The sequence below is a fragment of the Hominiventricola sp. genome (assembly GCF_057604405.1).
In genome coordinates this window covers 61,594-79,233 of sequence record NZ_DBLYVB010000013.1, presented here as the reverse complement: position 1 = coordinate 79,233, position 17,640 = coordinate 61,594, and the positions used below count along the sequence as shown (strand labels likewise).

19 protein-coding genes are annotated in these 17,640 nt (G+C 52.7%); 14 read left to right on the top strand and 5 right to left on the bottom strand.

Annotated elements, in window-relative coordinates; translation table 11 throughout:
- The 3 genes from ACZMB2_RS09460 to rlmD form a co-directional block, all read left to right on the top strand.
- Positions 1 to 186, top strand: a 186-nt coding sequence (locus ACZMB2_RS09460) for a hypothetical protein (RefSeq protein WP_487596555.1), incomplete at its 5' end; no start/stop codon positions are given.
- Positions 187 to 267: 81 nt separating this feature from the next.
- Entirely contained in the window at positions 268 to 555 is a 288-nt protein-coding gene (locus ACZMB2_RS09455; RefSeq protein WP_487596554.1) for a DUF4366 domain-containing protein, read from the top strand.
- 273 nt (positions 556 to 828) lie between these two features.
- Positions 829 to 2,379 (top strand): 23S rRNA (uracil(1939)-C(5))-methyltransferase RlmD, encoded by a 1,551-nt coding sequence (rlmD, locus tag ACZMB2_RS09450; RefSeq protein ID WP_487596553.1) that lies wholly within the window; start codon positions 829 to 831, stop codon positions 2,377 to 2,379.
- A gap of 362 nt (positions 2,380 to 2,741) precedes the next feature.
- On the opposite strand, the gene ACZMB2_RS09445 is transcribed toward rlmD, so the two are convergent.
- The 3 genes from ACZMB2_RS09445 to ACZMB2_RS09435 all read right to left on the bottom strand — a co-directional run bounded on the left by ACZMB2_RS09445 (position 2,742) and on the right by ACZMB2_RS09435 (position 5,520).
- Positions 2,742 to 3,413 (bottom strand): HesA/MoeB/ThiF family protein, encoded by a 672-nt coding sequence (locus ACZMB2_RS09445; RefSeq protein ID WP_487596552.1) that lies wholly within the window; start codon positions 3,411 to 3,413, stop codon positions 2,742 to 2,744.
- 3 nt (positions 3,414 to 3,416) lie between these two features.
- A complete protein-coding gene (locus ACZMB2_RS09440; protein ID WP_487596551.1) occupies positions 3,417 to 3,638 on the bottom strand; it encodes a MoaD/ThiS family protein in 222 nt (73 codons plus the stop codon).
- A gap of 64 nt (positions 3,639 to 3,702) precedes the next feature.
- Positions 3,703 to 5,520, bottom strand: a complete 1,818-nt coding sequence (locus ACZMB2_RS09435) for an aldehyde ferredoxin oxidoreductase family protein (protein ID WP_487596550.1) — start codon at positions 5,518 to 5,520, stop codon at positions 3,703 to 3,705.
- A gap of 274 nt (positions 5,521 to 5,794) precedes the next feature.
- On the opposite strand from ACZMB2_RS09435, the gene ACZMB2_RS09430 reads away from it, so the two are divergent.
- Genes ACZMB2_RS09430 through ACZMB2_RS09395 form a run of 8 tightly spaced genes read left to right on the top strand, consistent with a single transcriptional unit; the run spans position 5,795 to position 13,959 of the window.
- A complete protein-coding gene (locus ACZMB2_RS09430) occupies positions 5,795 to 6,730 on the top strand; it encodes a helix-turn-helix transcriptional regulator (RefSeq protein ID WP_487596549.1) in 936 nt (311 codons plus the stop codon).
- Position 6,731: 1 nt separating this feature from the next.
- The gene (locus ACZMB2_RS09425; protein WP_487596548.1) at positions 6,732 to 7,952 is read left to right on the top strand and encodes a molybdopterin molybdotransferase MoeA; all 1,221 of its coding nucleotides are present in this window, start codon (positions 6,732 to 6,734) and stop codon (positions 7,950 to 7,952) included.
- 4 nt (positions 7,953 to 7,956) lie between these two features.
- Complete coding sequence (locus ACZMB2_RS09420; protein WP_487596547.1) at positions 7,957 to 9,864, top strand: molybdopterin biosynthesis protein; 1,908 nt, start codon at positions 7,957 to 7,959, stop codon at positions 9,862 to 9,864.
- Complete coding sequence (locus ACZMB2_RS09415) at positions 9,861 to 11,189, top strand: NAD(P)/FAD-dependent oxidoreductase (protein WP_487596546.1); 1,329 nt, start codon at positions 9,861 to 9,863, stop codon at positions 11,187 to 11,189. Before ACZMB2_RS09420 ends, ACZMB2_RS09415 begins: the two co-directional genes overlap by 4 nt.
- Positions 11,176 to 12,030 carry an NAD(P)/FAD-dependent oxidoreductase gene (locus ACZMB2_RS09410; RefSeq protein WP_487596545.1) on the top strand — a complete coding sequence of 285 codons (855 nt, stop codon included), beginning with the start codon at positions 11,176 to 11,178 and terminating at the stop codon, positions 12,028 to 12,030. Before ACZMB2_RS09415 ends, ACZMB2_RS09410 begins: the two co-directional genes overlap by 14 nt.
- On the top strand, positions 12,027 to 12,980 hold the full coding sequence (gene moaA / locus ACZMB2_RS09405) for a GTP 3',8-cyclase MoaA (protein WP_487596544.1): 954 nt from the start codon (positions 12,027 to 12,029) through the stop codon (positions 12,978 to 12,980). The genes ACZMB2_RS09410 and moaA overlap by 4 nt, the downstream gene beginning before the upstream one ends.
- 2 nt (positions 12,981 to 12,982) lie before the next feature.
- Positions 12,983 to 13,486 (top strand): cyclic pyranopterin monophosphate synthase MoaC, encoded by a 504-nt coding sequence (gene moaC / locus ACZMB2_RS09400; RefSeq protein ID WP_118771664.1) that lies wholly within the window; start codon positions 12,983 to 12,985, stop codon positions 13,484 to 13,486.
- Positions 13,465 to 13,959, top strand: a complete 495-nt coding sequence (locus tag ACZMB2_RS09395) for a MogA/MoaB family molybdenum cofactor biosynthesis protein (RefSeq protein ID WP_118771663.1) — start codon at positions 13,465 to 13,467, stop codon at positions 13,957 to 13,959. Before moaC ends, ACZMB2_RS09395 begins: the two co-directional genes overlap by 22 nt.
- Positions 13,960 to 14,049: 90 nt before the next feature.
- Here the strand turns inward: ACZMB2_RS09395 and ACZMB2_RS09390 are convergent, their stop codons facing one another.
- Together ACZMB2_RS09390 and ACZMB2_RS09385 are read right to left on the bottom strand one after the other, a co-directional pair.
- Positions 14,050 to 14,460, bottom strand: coding sequence for a molybdenum cofactor biosynthesis protein MoaE (locus ACZMB2_RS09390; RefSeq protein ID WP_487596543.1), 411 nt, complete (start codon positions 14,458 to 14,460; stop codon positions 14,050 to 14,052).
- Between the two features lie 3 nt (positions 14,461 to 14,463).
- Positions 14,464 to 14,715, bottom strand: coding sequence for a hypothetical protein (locus tag ACZMB2_RS09385; protein WP_487596542.1), 252 nt, complete (start codon positions 14,713 to 14,715; stop codon positions 14,464 to 14,466).
- 302 nt (positions 14,716 to 15,017) lie between these two features.
- Between ACZMB2_RS09385 and ACZMB2_RS09380 the strand changes: the two genes are divergently transcribed.
- The 3 genes from ACZMB2_RS09380 (at position 15,018) to ACZMB2_RS09370 (ending at position 17,543) form a co-directional block, all read left to right on the top strand.
- On the top strand, positions 15,018 to 16,073 hold the full coding sequence (locus ACZMB2_RS09380; RefSeq protein WP_118771660.1) for an ABC transporter substrate-binding protein: 1,056 nt from the start codon (positions 15,018 to 15,020) through the stop codon (positions 16,071 to 16,073).
- Positions 16,074 to 16,212: 139 nt separating this feature from the next.
- On the top strand, positions 16,213 to 16,899 hold the full coding sequence (locus ACZMB2_RS09375) for an ABC transporter permease (protein ID WP_487596541.1): 687 nt from the start codon (positions 16,213 to 16,215) through the stop codon (positions 16,897 to 16,899).
- A complete protein-coding gene (locus ACZMB2_RS09370) occupies positions 16,896 to 17,543 on the top strand; it encodes an ATP-binding cassette domain-containing protein (protein WP_487596540.1) in 648 nt (215 codons plus the stop codon). The genes ACZMB2_RS09375 and ACZMB2_RS09370 overlap by 4 nt, the downstream gene beginning before the upstream one ends.
- Positions 17,544 to 17,640: the final 97 nt, after the last annotated feature.

The window sequence follows — 17,640 nt, the reverse complement described above, 5'->3', positions numbered from 1 at the left end:
TTTAAGGTTGTGAAGGCAGACAGCCTGGATTATACGGTGGGTGACCGGGTATCCCATATCAAATTCGGACAGGGAACGGTGCTGGAAATTGCTGATGGCGGCAGAGATTTTGAGGTAAAAGTAGAGTTTGACAATTATGGTGTCAAACGAATGTTTGCATCTTTCGCGAAACTGAAAAAAGTGTAATGCATATCATAAGTGAAAATTGCAAATGATACAAAAATATGATATACTGGATAATAATTAAGAAGAAAAGAGGGATCCGCCATGAACCGTGTAGAGGATTTAATTAATTCAGCAAAAACGAATGAACTGTTGGGGGAACTGCTTCACATTAAGAAGGAAGAAGAGAAGAAAAGCAACATTTTGATGTGGGTAGGAATTACCATTGCTGCCGTACTTGCAGTGGCGGGTATTGCTTATGCAGTATACCGTTTCTTTACACCGGATTATCTGGAAGATTTTGATGAGGACTTCGACGACGATTTTGACGATGATTACTTTGATGATGAGGACGACGAAGAGGAAGAAGACGGAGACGATACGGAAGAGTAAGAATTCGGCATGACTTATAAGTGATGTACAGATAAGCTCCTTCTGTCCGATTAGCACGTTTAGGTGCGTGCAGTGGTTGGGTGGAAGGGGCTTATTTTGTGGAACTATTCAGAGCCATGCAAAATTGCTTTCTGCGAATGCTTGCATTTAAGCAGAATAGCAATTTTATATGGCGAAGTAACCACATGAGCAAAAGTAAAGCTGTGTTAGCAGCGATTTTGCGAATGTGGTCTGAATAGTTCCTTAAAGAGTAAGAAAGAAAGGAATGCAAAGATGAAAAAAGGACAGATTTACGAAGGAACCATTGAAAAAATAGCGTTTCCGAATAAATGTCATATTCAGGTGGATGGAAAAACAGTTGTGGTGAAAAATGGAGTGCCAGGTCAGAAGGTACGATTCTCTGTAAATAAAGTAAGAAGTGGAAAGGCAGAAGGCCGGATTCTGGAGATCTTGGAAAAATCTTCTCTGGAGTGCGAGCCGGTATGCCCTCATTTTGCAGACTGTGGCGGATGTACTTATCAGAATTTGCCCTATGAGGCACAGCTGGATCTGAAGAAAAATCAGGTAAAGGAACTACTGGATCAGGCAGTGGCGCCCTTTGGCTATGAATATGAGTTTGAGGGGATCAAGGAAAGTCCCAGTCATTACGATTACCGGAACAAGATGGAGTTCTCTTTCGGAGATGAAGTAAAAGACGGACCACTGGCTCTCGGTATGCACAAAAGAGGCAGTTTTTATGACATTGTGACGGTAGATGGCTGCCGCATTGCAGATGAAGATTTCAGGGCAGTGTTAAAAGAGACTCTTGCTTATTTTACGGAAAAAGAGATTCCGTTCTACCATAAACTGTCCCATCAGGGATATCTCCGTCATCTGCTGGTAAGAAAAGCCGTGAAGACCGGAGAAATACTTCTGTCTCTGGTGACGACTTCCCAGATGGAGCCAGATCTGAATGAATGGAAAGGGCGCCTGCTGGCACTTCCGCTGAAAGGAAAATTTGCAGGAATTCTTCATACGGTCAATGACAGTCTGGCAGATGTGGTACAGAGTGATCGGACAGACATCCTCTATGGACAGGATTATTTTTACGAGGAACTGTTAGGGCTGAAATTCCGCATTTCTACTTTCTCCTTTTTCCAGACTAATTCTCTGGGTGCAGAAGTACTCTATGACACAGCCAGATCCTATGTGGGCGAGACGAAGGACCAGGTGATTTTCGATCTCTATAGCGGAACTGGTACGATTGCTCAGATTCTTGCTCCGGTGGCGAAGAAAGTAATCGGTGTGGAGATTGTGGAAGAGGCAGTAAAGGCAGCAGGAGAAAATGCAAAGCTTAATGGGCTTACCAACTGTGAGTTCCTGGCAGGTGATGTGCTGAAGATGCTGGATACCATCGAAGAACGTCCGGATTTTATCGTGCTGGACCCGCCGCGAGATGGCATCAACCCAAAAGCACTGAGAAAGATTATCAATTATGGTGTGGAGCGTATGGTCTACATCTCCTGCAAACCTACCAGTCTGGCAAGAGATCTGGAGATGCTGCAGGAGAGTGGTTACCATTTGGTGAAAGCTTGCTGCGTGGATATGTTCCCGTGGTCAGCCAATGTAGAGACGGTGGTCCTCTTGTCACGGGAAACAAATCCACTGACGGTTGAGGTCAGAATGGAAGTGGAAACCGGCGAGGTCAAGCGTATGGTCGGACTGGATATGCACAAAGCGCCGAACGCAGTGGAGCAGAGAAAACATGAGTATCATTCCTGCCCGCCTGAGAAGGTCGAGGCGATCAAAGATGCGCTGCGGCACTTTGGTTTAATTGCTGAGTGAATTGACTATGAGGCAGTAAAAACGCCGTGCTAAAATCGGGCGTAGTAAAAACAGCACATTGCTTCACCCGCTGAAAATCGCTGTAATCAGAAAAAGCCCAGCACCACGCCATTAAAGTGGTACTGGGCTTCTTTATTGTCATGTTTCGGTGCTTTTTTTGAGGATAAAACCGCCTGATAGAAAATGGACACTTTTCTTTGTATAGGGAGAAAGCCGGAGAGGAAAAAAGGGAGAGGTGGGTTTCATAACACTCTGTCGTTCTATTTTCCAATCAGTACGTTACAGAGATATCCGTATGCAGAAGTGTTAGATGAACGCTGCAACCAACCATAGAATCCTGGAAGCAGTGTTCTGTCTGGCGCTTATGTCATGGGGATGACCTCGAATTCCTGATTCAGTAAGTCAAAAAAATACAGTGTTCCGGTTCTGACGGGGCGGTCGGTGAGAAACTTTACGCACAGGGAAACCTGCATAGAGGCGCACAGGGCGGGAGTGAAGCTCAGAACGCTCTTATTTTTGAGTGCAGCCCCGTCGGGGTACAGTAAGTCTATCAAATGATCGCCGGGGCAGGAGATTGCGGCCTGGGCGACCCAGCCGTTGACGGCACCGTAGATCAGGGGAATTCCAGCACGTTCACAGGCATTCGCGAGGATTTGCCGTGACTGGATATTGTCCAGACCGTCCAGAACCGCATCACAGTCTGTAAGAAGGGCGGCTGCGTTTTCTTCCGTAAGAAATTCCCCCACGGCATGAACCGCAACATCGGGATTCACACGCCGGACTCTTTCCGCGGCGGTCTGTGCTTTCCCAACGCCCAGCAAGGAAACTTCGGACAACAGCTGACGGTTCAGATTGGAGGGCTCAAATGCATCACCGTCCACCACCCGCAGAGAGCCTATGCCAATGCGGGCAAGCATATCGATGAGATGCCCGCCCAGACCGCCGCAGCCAACCACCAGAACACGTTTGCGCCGAAGCAGCTCGCATTCCGCTTCGCTCAGGGCGGGGACATTGCGCGCATATCTGGAATCCATCGTTCAGCCACCTCCCACCGGGGGAAACAGAGCCACGATGTCCCCGTCCTTCACTTCCGATTCCAGCTTGTGATGAAAACCGTTGATGAGCAGAATAGACACTTCTTCTTGGGGAATGTTCATCCGGTCAAGAATATCTCCAGCACAGGCGATACCCTCCGGCGATAGCAGCGTGACTTTATCCCTGCCTTGGCGCAAGGTTGCAAAAACGCGAACTTCAATCATGAAAATTCTCCTTTGCAAAAGAAATCGGGGAGGGGACTTGCCCCTCCCCATTAATTATATAGTATCATTTGCCAACACACTCGTCCAGACCCAGTTTCTTCAGGGTTTCATCGGTGGGGAATGCGTTGACCCAGCCACGAGCTTCGTAGTATTCGGGCAGAGTCAGAGGCAGCTTGGAGGTCATACCGGTGGATGGGCCGTTTACAACGGGCTCTTCCAGCAGCCGCTTGGGCAGACGATCGTCCTCAGGCTTCATACCGGCAGCCTTGTTGAACATTCTCTCGATGTTGTAGATACGGTCGCCAATCTCCAGAACCTGTTCGATGGTCCAGTTGGTGCCGGTGGCGGCGTTCAGCAGGTCGGTGTACTCCTTGGCGCCCATGGCGAAGGAGGTAAACAGACAGTGACCCATGGAGTCGATGACAGCTGTCAGATCCTGGAAGGTCTTGGCCCAAGCTGCCTTTTCGTTGGTAACGGTACGATCCAGCTGCTGGGGCAGACCCAGAACTTCGGGAGAGATCATGTAGCCACGGACATGGCAGCCGCCACGGTTAGAGGTGGCGTAGGTAATGCCGATGCCCTGAATGGCACGGGCGTCGTAAGCGGGCATTTCCTGCTTCTTAACGCTCATGGAGTATTCGGGATGGCCATAGTGCTCACACAGGCGGGCGGAGCCGGAGCTCATCAGCCAGTCAAGCTCGGTTTCAGGATTGCCCATACGCTTGGTCCACTCCACCAATGCCCTGGTGGAACCCCATTCCAGAGGTACATCGGCGCACTCTTCCTCCTTGATGTAGCCTCTCTGGTACAGCTCCATGGCAGCGGCGATGGTGCAGGGGACGGAAATAGCATCCAGACCATACTCGTTGCAGAGCATATTGCACTCATCGATGACGTTCAGATCATTGTTGCCGCAGTTGCCGCCATAGGCCCACAGGGGCTCGTATTCAGGACCGCCGACGACCTTGCCATTGACATTGACCACGCGGCCGCAAGCGATGGGGCAGCGATGGCAGGCACCGGGCTTGACCAGGTATTTCTCAGCCAGAGTTTCGCCGGAGATATCGTCACCCTTGTCGTAATAGCTTTCCTGCCAGTTCTTGGTGGGGAAAGCACCGATGTTGTTGACAATGTTCACGAGAACAGCGGTACCCAGTTGCCGCAGGCCGGAACCGGTAACGGGGTTGGCCTTCAGAACATCCATAGCGTTTTTGGCTGCCACCTTCAGGGCATCCAGGTCTGCAATGTTGTCCAGTTTTTTGCGGGTTGCCTTGACCACGATGGCTTTCAGCTTCTTGCTGCCCATGACAGCACCGACACCGGAACGACCGGCGGCACGGTCCTTATCGTTCATAATGGCGGCAAGCAGCACCTTCTTCTCACCGGCGGGGCCGATGTTCAGAACGGAAACGTCAGCACCGTGCTTTGCCTTGAGCTGCTCGTCAATGGCTTCGCTCATGACACCTACATATTCCCGGGCATCCAGCAGCTCAATCTTATCGTCGTCAATGTTGATGTAGGTCCAGTCGGGAGCTTCACCTTCCACAATGATGGCATCCCAACCGGCGTACTTCAGCTTGGCACCCCAGATACCGCCGGAGTTGGAGCAGGCAATCATGCCGGTAAGGGGGGACTTTGTGCAGACCATGTAGCGGCCTGTGGAAGGGGCGGCAGCGCCGGTCATAGGACCGGTGATGTAGATCAGCTTGTTTTCCGGGGACAAGGGATCGACGGTGGCAATGCCCTCGTCATAGAGCATCTTGGTGCCAAGACCACGGCCGCCAATGAACTTGTGGGCAAGTTCCAGATCCAGAGGTTCCACTTTGATCTTGCCGGTGGTCAGATTGATGCGGGCAATTTTTTCGTAGTATGCGCCAGTCATATGCAATACCTCCATAAAAATTTGAAATTGAGCTTATAATTTGTATATATTTATTATAGTGGAAATAACAGGGGTATCAAGAGCGGATGTGCATTTTTGTGTGAAACCGCATGAAACTGTATCATTTTATGCGAAGAGATTTTAGTACTTCGACGAGATGACGTACAAAATGACGTGAAATCGCACAAAATACTTGAAATATTGCGCCAAGCGATTGTGCAATTTGGAAATATGAAGTATAATCAATAGAAAACGATTGCAAGGAGGCGGCAGTATGGCGCAGAATCAGTCCCTGTCTACCCAGGAGGTTGCAGACATTCTCCATGTCAGCAAGTCCACCATTTACGACCTGATTCGCAAGGGAGAAATCCATTCCTATAAAATCGGGCGAAAGGTTCGTTTTACGCAGGAGGATGTGGATGCCTATATTGCCCGCTCCCGGCATGAGCATTCCACTGCCCCGGTGCAGCGCATCGATACCCACTCCACGTTGCTGACACCTGCTGAGAAAAAGGCACCGGAGATGATCATCTCCGGGCAGGATGTTGTGCTGGACATTTTGGCAAATTATCTTCATCAGGAGGATATCAACGCCGGTCGTACATATCTGTCTAGCTTTGAAGGTCTGCTGGCACTGTATCAGGGAAAGGTGGACGCTGCGGCCTGCCATCTGTATGATGGAAAAGAGTGCAATGCCTCCTTTGTGCGAAGCCTGATGCCCGGGGTGTCCGCAGTGCTGGTGAACCTGTCTTACCGCACCCAGGGCTTTTATGTTCGCAAAAGCAATCCCAAGCACATAACTGGGTGGGAGGATCTGCGCCGGGCTGACATCTCCATCCTCAACCGCCGGGTTGGTTCCTCATCCAGGATCCTGCTGGATACCCAGCTAAAAAAACTGGAAATCCCCTCCGGACAGCTAAAGGGCTACGACAAGATTATGAGTTCTCACCTTACGATGGCATCTGCCATTGCCGCAGGGGATGCGGATCTTGCCATTGGCACGGAGCGGATAACGCATCAGCTGGAGGGGCTTGACTTCATCCCACTGCTGGAGGAACGGTTCGATCTTGTTTTGCAGAAGGAATCGCTGGAAAATCCGGCTGTAGTCAAAATGCTTGCAATCTTGTCCTCACCTGTGTTCCGCAGGGAGGTGACCCACTTCTCCGGCAATGACTACCGGGACCTGGGTAAGATCATTATGGAGGTCTAGTATGCTGTATGTAAAAACGCCGGAAGAAGTTCTTGCGCTGATAGAATCGGAGTTTTTCCCGCTTGAACAGGCAGAATTTGTAGCACTGTCTGAGGCTGTGGGCAGAGTTCTGGCGGAGGATATTGTGGCGCGGGAATATGTGCCGGATTTTGACCGCTCCACAGTGGATGGCTTTGCGGTTCGCGCCAGTGACACCTTTGGCTGCAGCGATGCCATCCCGGCGATCCTGCCCCTGCAGGCCACGGTGCTGATGGGCGAAGGCGCCGACTATCTGCTGAATGAGGGGGAATGTGTAGCCGTTCCCACCGGCGGCGCAGTGCCCAGGGGTACTGACGGTGTGGTGATGGTGGAATATACGGAGGACTACGGCGACGGCACCATCGGTGTTGCCAAACCTGCGGCGCCGGGCATGAATCTGATTTTCCGGGGGGATGATGTGTATCCCGGAAAGGTGATTCTGCACAAAGGCCGCTCCCTGTCTTCTGCCGACATTGGTGCGCTGGCTGCCATTGGCCGGGTGCAGGTGCCGGTGGTGAAAAAAGTGACCGTGGGCGTCATTTCTACCGGTGACGAGCTGGTTCCTCCGGAGGCGCAGCCCGGCCCCGGACAGGTGCGGGACGTGAACAGTCCCATGCTGGAGGCAATGCTCTCCACATTTGGGTGCCATGTTGTCAACTATGGGATTGTGGTGGATGATGAGGCACTGCTTTCTCAAAAGGTCAATCAGGCCATTGCGGAATGTGATGCCGTGCTGCTGTCCGGAGGCAGCAGTGTCGGAGTGAAGGATGCCGCCTGCCGCATCATTGAATCCGCAGGCCAGCTTCTGCTTCACGGCATTGCCATTAAGCCCGGAAAACCAACCATTCTGGGAAAAGCCGGGAAAAAGCCTATTGTGGGTCTGCCCGGGCATCCGGTGGCTGCCTACTTTATCACAAAACTTTTTGTACAGCCCCTGCTGGGACGGCTGATGGATCGGGACATGACTGTCTATACCGTTACTGCCAGGGTTACAGAGAGCATCAGTGCCAACCATGGCAGAGCCCAGTATCACTGCTGCCGGCTGACAGGAACAGGCGGCGAGCTTTATGCCCAACCCATTCGGGGAAAATCCGGCCTTATCACCACTCTGGCAGGGACCGACGGCTATTTCTGCATCAGTCGGGATTGTGAAGGCTTACCCCAGGGAGCGGAAATTCAGGTAACGATTACTTCAGGAGTGTAATTTTATGGGATTTGAATATTTGACCAATGTGCCGCTTGCGCAGGCACGGAAGGAATATCTGGAGCGGCTGGTAAGCGGCGGTTTTGGGTCAAAGACAGAAACCATTCCTGTCTTTGAAAGCTGCGGTAGGGTGACGGCAAAGGCAGTCTATGCCCACATCTGCGCCCCGCACTATGCCGCCAGTGCCATGGATGGTGTGGCGGTTTCCGCAAAAGAAACCTTCGGCGCGACGGAAACGACCCCTGTTACTCTAAAGCCGGACCAGTTTCTTGTGCTGGACACCGGTGACCCGATTCCGGAGGACAAAGATGCAGTCATCATGGTGGAGGACATTGTGAAGAATGGAGATGGTTCCATCACCATTCACGCAGCCGCAGCCCCGTGGCAGCATATCCGCCAGATCGGCGAGGATGTATGCGCCGGGGAAATGATTTTGCCCAGCCATATGACCGTTTCCCCGGCTGCCATTGGTGCGATGATTGCCGGCGGTGTGCTGGAAATTGAAGTGATTCGCAAACCTGTGGTGGGCATCATCCCCACAGGGGACGAGATTATCCCGCCCTGTACAGACCCGAAGCCCGGGGATATTCTGGAATTCAATGGCTCCATTTTTTCCGCAATGGTGCGTTCCTGGGGCGCAGAGGCGGTGGTCTATCCCATTGTTCCGGATAAATTTAACCAGATCAAAGAAATGGTTGCCAAAGCGGCAGACGAGTGCGATATGGTAATTCTCAATGCCGGTTCTTCTGCCGGACGGGAGGATTTCTCGGCTCGGGTCATCCGGGAACTGGGTGAGGTGCTGTACCATGGCATCGCCATCAAGCCCGGCAAGCCTGCCATTCTGGGCTGCCGGGGAGAGAAGGTCATTCTTGGAGTGCCCGGTTATCCGGTGTCCGGCATCATCGTCATTGAGCAGCTGCTGAAGCCCCTGATTGACCACTGGCTGAAAGCACCGGCAGCCACTGACACATATGTGAACGCAACCCTTACCCGGCCTGTTGTCAGCGGTCTGAAATATCAGGAGTTTGTCCGTGTTCGCATGGGCTGCGTAGGCGGCAGGCTGATGGCCAGCCCCCTGAGCCGGGGCAGCGGCGTGGTTTCTTCTTTTATGAAGGCCGATGGCATTCTGGAAGTACCCCAGGGACTGGAGGGCTACGAGGCGGGAGAGGAAGTGAGTGTCCGCTTGCTGAGCCCCTTAGAAAAGCTGCACAATACGCTGGTGGTTATCGGCAGCCATGATCCGCTGCTGGACGAGCTGGCAGATATGCTCCATTTGGAGGACTCTGCCTTGTACATCAGCTCCTCCCATGTGGGTTCCATGGGCGGTATAATGGCAATCCGCCGTGGTGAGGCGCACATGGCTGGCTGCCACCTGCTGGATACGGCTGACGGCAGCTATAACAAGGCATTTATTCGTAAGTATTTCCCCAAAGGCGGTGTGAAGCTGGTTTCCTGTGTCGGTCGTCAGCAGGGATTGATGGTGGCAAAGGGCAATCCCCTCCAGATCCGGAAATTCGCGGATATTGCAAAGGATGGTGTGCGTTATGTAAATCGCCAGAAGGGATCCGGCACCCGGATCCTTGCGGACTATTTGTGTATGCGGGAGAATGTGGATACTGCTTCTGTCTACGGCTACGATCGGGAAGAACTGACCCACACTTCTGTTGCTGCCCAGATCGCCAGCGGCAGTGCTGATGTCGGTATGGGCATCTACTCCGCGGCAGAGCTCTATGATCTGGACTTTATCCCCATCTGTATTGAGGAGTATGACCTCATTGTCCCTGACCATGCTTGGGATACCCCTATGGTTCAGGCGCTTTTGCACATCCTGCAGAGCGATGCGTTCCGGGGAAAAATCCTGTCCCTCGGCGGCTATACCGTGGATAACCCCGGACAGATTATCCCCCTATGAAAAGCGTAGATGTTGCGGTTATTGGGGGAGGGATTCTGGGCTGCTTTGCGGCCCGGAATCTGATGCGCTGGAATTTGTCTGTCGTGCTGATTGAAAAGGAATTGGATATCTGTACAGGCATTACCCGGGCAAACTCTGCCATCGTCTATGCGGGATATGACAACAAAACCGGTTCCCGGAAGGCGGAATTGACGGTTCGTGGAAATGCCTCTTTTGATGATTTGTGCCGTGAACTGGAAGTTCCCTTTTCCCGCTGCGGCTCCTTGCTGGTGACCTATGACAAGGAGAGCCTGGCCAAGCTCCGGAGAAAATGGGAGCAGGGTATCCGCAATGGCGTGCCGGGTCTGGAGCTTCTGACCGGGGGAGAGGCAGAGGCAATGGAGCCTATGCTGGCACCGGGTGTGGCAGGCGCGCTCTATGCCCCGACCACCGGAACGGTGAACCCCTGGCAATTGGGCATTGCCGCCTTTGAAAACGCTGCTGCCAATGGGATGGAACCCATGCTGGGAACCACTGTGGTGGGAATCCGGAAAACCAAGTTTGGCTATCTGGTGGAAACAGATCGCAGCGAACTGCGCTGCAGGGCTGTCATCAACTGTGCAGGACTTTCCGCGGATCGGATACAGGAGCTGTGCTTTCCCTCCGACACGCATCTTCTGATAGATGGAGCAGAATACCTGGTCCTGGACAAACAGGCGCGGAAGCCGAAGCGGGTCATCTTTCAGCAGGCACAGTCCTGCGGAAAAGGCATCACCGCTATCCCGTGTGTGGAAGGAAATCTGCTGCTCAGCGGGGTACGCAAGCCCGTTGGAGAACCCTTTGCCACAACAAAAGAGGGAATATCGGAGTTGAAGACAAGTGCGGTATCGCTGTTTCCGAATCTGAATATGCAGCAGGTAATCCGCTCATTCGCCGCCGCACGGCCAAATCCTCAGCGGGATGACGGCGAGAGCATTCACGATTTCTCCATTGCGTACCCGGCTCCTGGATTTTTCAGTCTGATCGGAATCAAAACCCCGGGGCTGACCTGTGCCAACGAACTGGGCAGGTACCTTGCGGAGAAAACGGCGGCGTTTCTGGATGCACACCCGAATCCACGCTTCACGCCCCACAGGCAGGCCATTGCCAAAACAAATGACCCCGAAATCATTTGCCTGTGCGAAGGCATCAGCCGCGGAGAGATTCTGGAAGCAATCCGAAGGGGAGCTTCCACGGTGGATGGGGTCAAGCGGAGAGTGGGAAGCGGTATGGGTGTCTGCCAGGGCAGCCGATGCAGCTTTGCCATCGAGCAGATACTCCGGGAGGTCAGGCATGGGGCACTTTGATATCCTGATTATCGGCGGTGGTGCAGCGGGAATTGCTGCAGCCAGAGCCGCAGCGGATGCCGGATGCAAAAGCATTGCGCTGGTGGAGAGAAAACAAAAGCTGGGCGGCATTCTCCTGCAATGCAGCCATCCCGGTTTTGGCGCCGGACTTACCGGAGGGGAATACGCCGCTGCGCTTGTGCAGGATTTCCCGGAAACGGTTACTCTGTTTTTTGGGACAACGGTGCTTTCGGTAGAACCCAATAAAACGGCGCATCTGTCCGGTGACCGGCAGATCTCGTTTTCTCAGCTGATTTTGGCAACGGGCAGCCGGGAGATTCCACTGGGGGCGCTGCCGATTGCGGGAACCCGTCCAAAGGGTGTCTATACAGCCGGTCAGATGCAGGAGATGATGAACCTCCATGGCTTTGTTCCCCAAGGTCCGGTGGTCATTTTGGGCAGTGGTGACATTGGCCTTATCATGGCATCCCAGATTGCGGCAATGGGGATTTCTGTTACTCTGGTGGAGCAGAAGGAAAACTGCGGCGGCTTGGCGAGAAACCGGCGCTGCCTGAAAGATGATTCCATCCGCCTTATTTGCAGCCAGACCATTGACGCCGTTGAGGGCTCTCCCGCACTCACAGGCTGCTGCCTGTCTGGCGGAGAGAAGATAGCCTGCAGAACGCTTCTGATTGCCGCGGGACTTGTCCCGGAGCGTGGGCTGCTGGCGGAATTGGGAATGCCATCCTGGCTTCAGATGTGCGGCAACTGCAACACGGTGTACCCCATGGCAGAGGGCGTGACAGCCGACGGAAGAAAAGCGGGCATTGCCGCATTTCAAAAGATACGAGGTAAACTATGATTGATACATTTGGACGCAGCATCACCTATTTGCGTGTTTCTGTGACGGAATTGTGCAATCTTCGCTGCCGGTACTGTATGCCGGAGGATGGTGTCTGCAAGAAAGAGCATGCCGACATGCTCACGGAAGATGAGCTTATTCAGGCCGTGGAAGCAGCCGCGGCTCTGGGCATTACCAAGTTGCGCATTACAGGTGGAGAACCACTTGTTAAAAAGAATATCGTGTCTATCTGCCGCAGAGCATCCAGAGTTCCTGGAATTCGGGAGGTCTGCCTGACAACAAATGGCATCCTGCTCCCGGAGTTGGCAAGGCTCCTCAAGGAGGCAGGGGTCAGCCGGTTAAACCTGAGCCTGGATACCCTGGATCCTCAGAAGTATGCCCACATTACCCGCAGCGGCAGTCTGGATGACTTCTGGAAGGGGTTTCATGCGGCCTTGGATGCTGACTTTCAGAAGATCAAACTCAATGCCGTGCTCATTGGCGGATTTAACGATGATGAGATCCTTCCGCTGGCGGAGCTTACCCGGAAGTATCCTGTGGATGTGCGTTTTATTGAAATGATGCCCATGTGCGACAGTTCCGGCTTTGGCCCGGAAGCGTATATTCCATTTACAAGGGTTTTGGAGGCTCTGCCGGAAGCGGTACCGGCTGCCAAAGATGGCGGTGTTGCCAAACTCTTCCACCTGCCTGGCGCACTGGGCAATATTGGCCTTATCAGCCCGGTGAGCGCCCATTTTTGTGGGGAGTGCAACCGCATCCGACTGACTGCAGACGGAAAAGTGAAGCCATGTCTGCATTCCAATGCGGAGTATCCCCTGAAAGGGCTGGATTTCGATGGCATGAAAGCACAGCTGGAAGCAGCGATTTTGGGAAAACCCCAATGGCATGGGGATCTGGATGTTGCGCACAAATCGGGCGCCGGTCGGAATATGAATCAAATCGGAGGTTGAGTATGGCAGACTTTACACATTTTAATGACCAGGGACGGGCCAAAATGGTAGATGTGGGGGGAAAGCCCATTTCTCAGCGCGTGGCCGTTGCGGCAGGCCGGGTGTTGGTGAATGAACACACATTCGCGCTCATTCAAAGCGGCGGCATGAAAAAAGGAGATGTGCTGACCGTTGCCCAGATTGCGGGGGTCATGGGTGCCAAGCGCACACCGGATATCATTCCCATGTGTCACCCCATTTTGATGGATGGCATCAACCTGGAGCTTTCTCTGGATGAGCACAGATCCAGCGTAGAAATCAAGGCCACCGTTTCCTGTGACGGAAGAACCGGCGTGGAAATGGAGGCACTTACCGCTGTCAGCACCGCCGCTCTGACAGTGTACGATATGTGCAAAGCGGTGCAAAAGGATATGACGATCACGGACATCCGCCTGCTTTCCAAAACCGGCGGAATCCACGGCGATTACAAACGGGAGGACGAATCATGGCGTATACAGCAGCAGTGATTACCATCAGCGATAAGGGATATCGGGGCGAGCGGGAGGACACCAGCGGCCCCAACCTGGTGAAGATTCTGACGGAGAAGGGGTTCGACGTGACCTATACCGCCATCGTTCCCGATGAGGCGGAGATGATCCAATCGGAGCTTTTGAAGTGTGCAGATGAAAAGAAGATTGCCTTGGTGCTCACCACCGGCGGCACCGGCTTCTCACCCCGGGATATTACCCCGGAAGCCGCTATGGAGGTAATCCAGCGTCTGACTCCCGGTATCCCGGAGGCTATGCGGGCAGAATCCATGAAGATCACACCCAAAGGCTGCCTGAGCCGCAGTGTTGCGGGCATTCGGGCACGCACCCTGATCATTACCCTGCCAGGCAGTCAAAAGGCATCGGCAGAGAATATTCTGGCGGTCATCGACCCGGTGGCCCATGGCCTGGATATGCTCTACAGCGAGGGCAGTGCGGACTGTGCAAAATAAAAGGAAATCCCATTTCCGAGCAGGAAATGGGATTTTTTATACATCGAAAAGGTTACATGAAATTCCGCACATTTTTCCGGATTTCTCGTATCAGTAAAGCTCTATTTCCGTGACACACTCGTTTTTGATGCGACCCACCAGATATTGCAGAGCATCCACCACATGGGGGCGGATATCGCCGCCGATGAGCACATACATGATGTCGTCACCAACGCTCAGTTCCCCTTCGTTCAGCCAGACCTTGATGTAGAAAATACCGTCCAACTTATAGGTTTCTGCGATGATGGCATCCACAGCTTCCTGATTGTAGGAAAACTGCATCCCCACAACGGGCCTGGTATCGGCGGCACCCTGGCGTACTTTTGCCTTGGCACTTTCCCGGACAATGCCGTTATGGGTCAGATACATGCCAATCTTAGGGGCGCTTTCGTGGGCCTTGGCCTCTTTCAGCCAGGAATCCATGGAAGGACTTGTTTTCTTGCTCATATTATAAACCTCCAATTCTTATCCGCCTGCGGATAGAAATCGTAATTGAAACTGCCTGTAAATCAGAAGCGCGGAATCATCGGAACCTTCAAAGATGACTCTGGTCTGAGGCAGTGCCAAACCGGCGATCCTGCGGGGTGGGAGGACGGCCACGGTAATCCGGCAATCACGGAACCGGTAACCATCCGCAGTGGCATGAACCTCCCTATGATGAAGGAAAAAGGTTTCTATACGCTCTGGTTCCAAAGCCCACACTTCTTCTTTGAACATGCGATCCCCTCCTGTTTGATCTTATCATACTATGGAGAATAGTGAAAGAACTGTTTTGAATCATTTCATATAATTTCGCACAGTCTCTGAAAAGGGCGGCTTGTATTATTTGTTCAAATGTGATATAATATCATAAATTGATTGGTCGGTTTTCGTGAAATTGACTGATTTCCAAAGTTTGCAAAGCGGTGGACGAGCCTCTTTCCAGACGCCATGATCGGGTGCAGCTTTCGGCTGTGCTTTTGGTGTTGCGGAAACTGGCTGGTCTTTTTTATATTTCTTTATATTTAGGAGGTAAGACAATGAAAAAGATTCTGTCCATGCTGCTGGTTTTTGCCATGATGTTTGGTCTTCTTGCCTGCGGCGCAAGCAAGCCTGCTGAGACGCAGGCTTCCACTGAGGCTTCCACTGAGGCTCCCGCCACAACGGCTGTCCCGACGGAAGCCGCCGCTGAGGTTCCCACCCAGGCCGGTCTTGTGGTGGATACCTGCATTCTGAAGGAAGCCGACGACAAGATGCTCAACACCTACACCGTTATCGCCGTAAATCCCGAGGCGCCTTTTGTGGATGCTGACGGCAACTCTGTCGCTGACGTTGCGGTGAATACCGCCGGTGCGGATGCCCTCATCCAGTGGTTCCTGACCCAGGAAACGTTGGACCTGGCCGCAAACTATGGCTTTAAAGAGTACGGTGAGTCTCTGTTCTACGTCAAGGACGGTGCCCCTGTTTATACAGGTGAGATTGCGCCCGCTACCGAAGAGACAAAGGTCATCCGCCTTTCCACCACCACTTCTGTGAAAGACTCTGGTTTGCTGGGCTATCTGCTGCCCATCTTCGAGAGCACCTATGGCTACACTGTGGAAGTCCAGTCTGCCGGTACCGGCAAGGCAATCTCTGCCGCCAAGTTCGGCAATGCCGACCTGATTCTGGTCCATGCCAAGAGCCAGGAAGAAGCCTTTGTTGAAGAGGGCTTCGCCCGCACTGTAGATGGCTTCGAAGCAGAGCGCATTTCCTTCCTGTATAACTATTTCGTCCTGTGCGGACCTTCTGCGGACCCTGCCGGTGTTAAGGAGGCAGCTTCCGTTCTGGATGCGTTTGCAGCCATTGCGGAGGGCGAGTATCCCTTCATCTCCCGTGGCGACGGTTCCGGCACCCACACCAAGGAGCTGTCCCTGTGGCCTGAGACTCTGGGTATCACGAAGGAGGCAGAGTCCTTCGCTCCCTATACGCAGTGGTACACCTCTGCAAACGCCGGTATGGGCGCATGTCTGGTGATGGCAGAGCAGATGCATGCTTACATCCTGACCGATAAGGCAACCTTCCTGACTTTCGTTGCCAACGATGGCATCATAAACTGAGGAAACTCTGGGTTCATTTTTTGCGGCTGACGCTATATGTACAGTTTCCAAAAACTTGCTTTTTTAAAAAAATCTGCGTAAACTGTATCCCGTGGGGAATTTCCCCACGGGATTTTACAAAAAGAAAGGAGGCTGCACCGTGGGAACGGCCCTTCAAAAGGCGATTTCTCTTATCCTGTCTTCCGATGCAGAACTTCTGAACATTTTGAAAGTCACAGCGCAAATGAGCCTCAAAAGCTCTTTGCTTGCACTGCTGCTGGGTGTTCCGCTGGGAATCTGTCTGGGCAATAGCAAATTCCCCGGGAGAGGGCTTCTGATTATCCTCAACCGAACGCTTATGGGGATGCCCCCTGTGGTATGCGGCCTACTGTTTTACATCCTTTTCTCCGGGGTCGGCCCTCTGCGACACATGAAGCTGCTGTTCACGGTTAAAATCATGATTCTTGCCCAGGTGGCGCTGATCACTCCCATTGTTGTGGGGGCTATGGAGACTTATGTGGCGGGAGTGTCTCCGGCGATTCGGGAAACAGCCAGGGGCTTGGGGCTGGGAAGAGGAAGGACGTTTTTGCTGCTGTGCAATGAGTGCCAGTACTGTATCATCTCTTCCTATCTGCTGGCGTTTTCCAGATCTATTGCAGAGGTCGGGGCAGTGTCCATGGTGGGCGGTGCCATTGCCTGGAAAACGAATGTGATGACCACAGCCATTATGCAGTACACCAATCAGGGAAATTTCTCTCTGGGCATTGCCCTGGGCATGATTCTGCTGGCGGTTTCCCTGCTGGTGAATGTTGTGATATCTCTGCTGCAAAGGAGGATCAGTCAATGATAATTCCAGCCTTTTCCAAAACCTATGGGCAGAAAAAAGTGCTGGATTTTCCGGGAATGGAATTGCAGCCTGGAAACATATATGCGATTCTCGGAGCAAACGGAAGCGGAAAATCCACATTTTCAAAGATTCTGGCAGATGTCCTTCCGGCAGACCGGAAAATCCGCTTGGAACCAAGCATTGGCTATCTTCCCCAGAAGCCCTATGCCTTTCGTATGTCTGTCAGAAAAAACATCCTGCTGGGCGGCAGGGATATCCAGAAAGCGGAGTCCCTCGCGAAAGCATTGTCTCTGACAGAACTGGAACATAAACGGGCGGATCGTCTCTCCGGCGGTGAGACGGCACGCATGGCGATGGCAAGATTGATGATGGGAACATACGATGTGGTGATTCTCGATGAACCAACGGCAGCCATGGATATGGAAACCACCGCTGCCGCGGAAACTTTGATTCAGTCCTATGTGCGCCAGACCAATTGTATTTTGATTTTGGTCACCCACTCCCTGCAGCAGGCAAGGCGAATCGCTGATGAAGCGATGTTTTTTCAAAAAGGGGAAGTACTGGAGTATGGTCCTGCAGAAAGTCTGCTGTATTCCCCCACACGTGTGGAATTGAAGAGATTCCTGGAGTTCTGCGGAAACTGATGACACTCCGAAAACAGCTGTCTTCGTTGCTTTTGTGCTGAAGATGGCTGTTTTGTTCTTTATAATAGTAGCCGCAAGCAGTGTTAACTTGGACAGG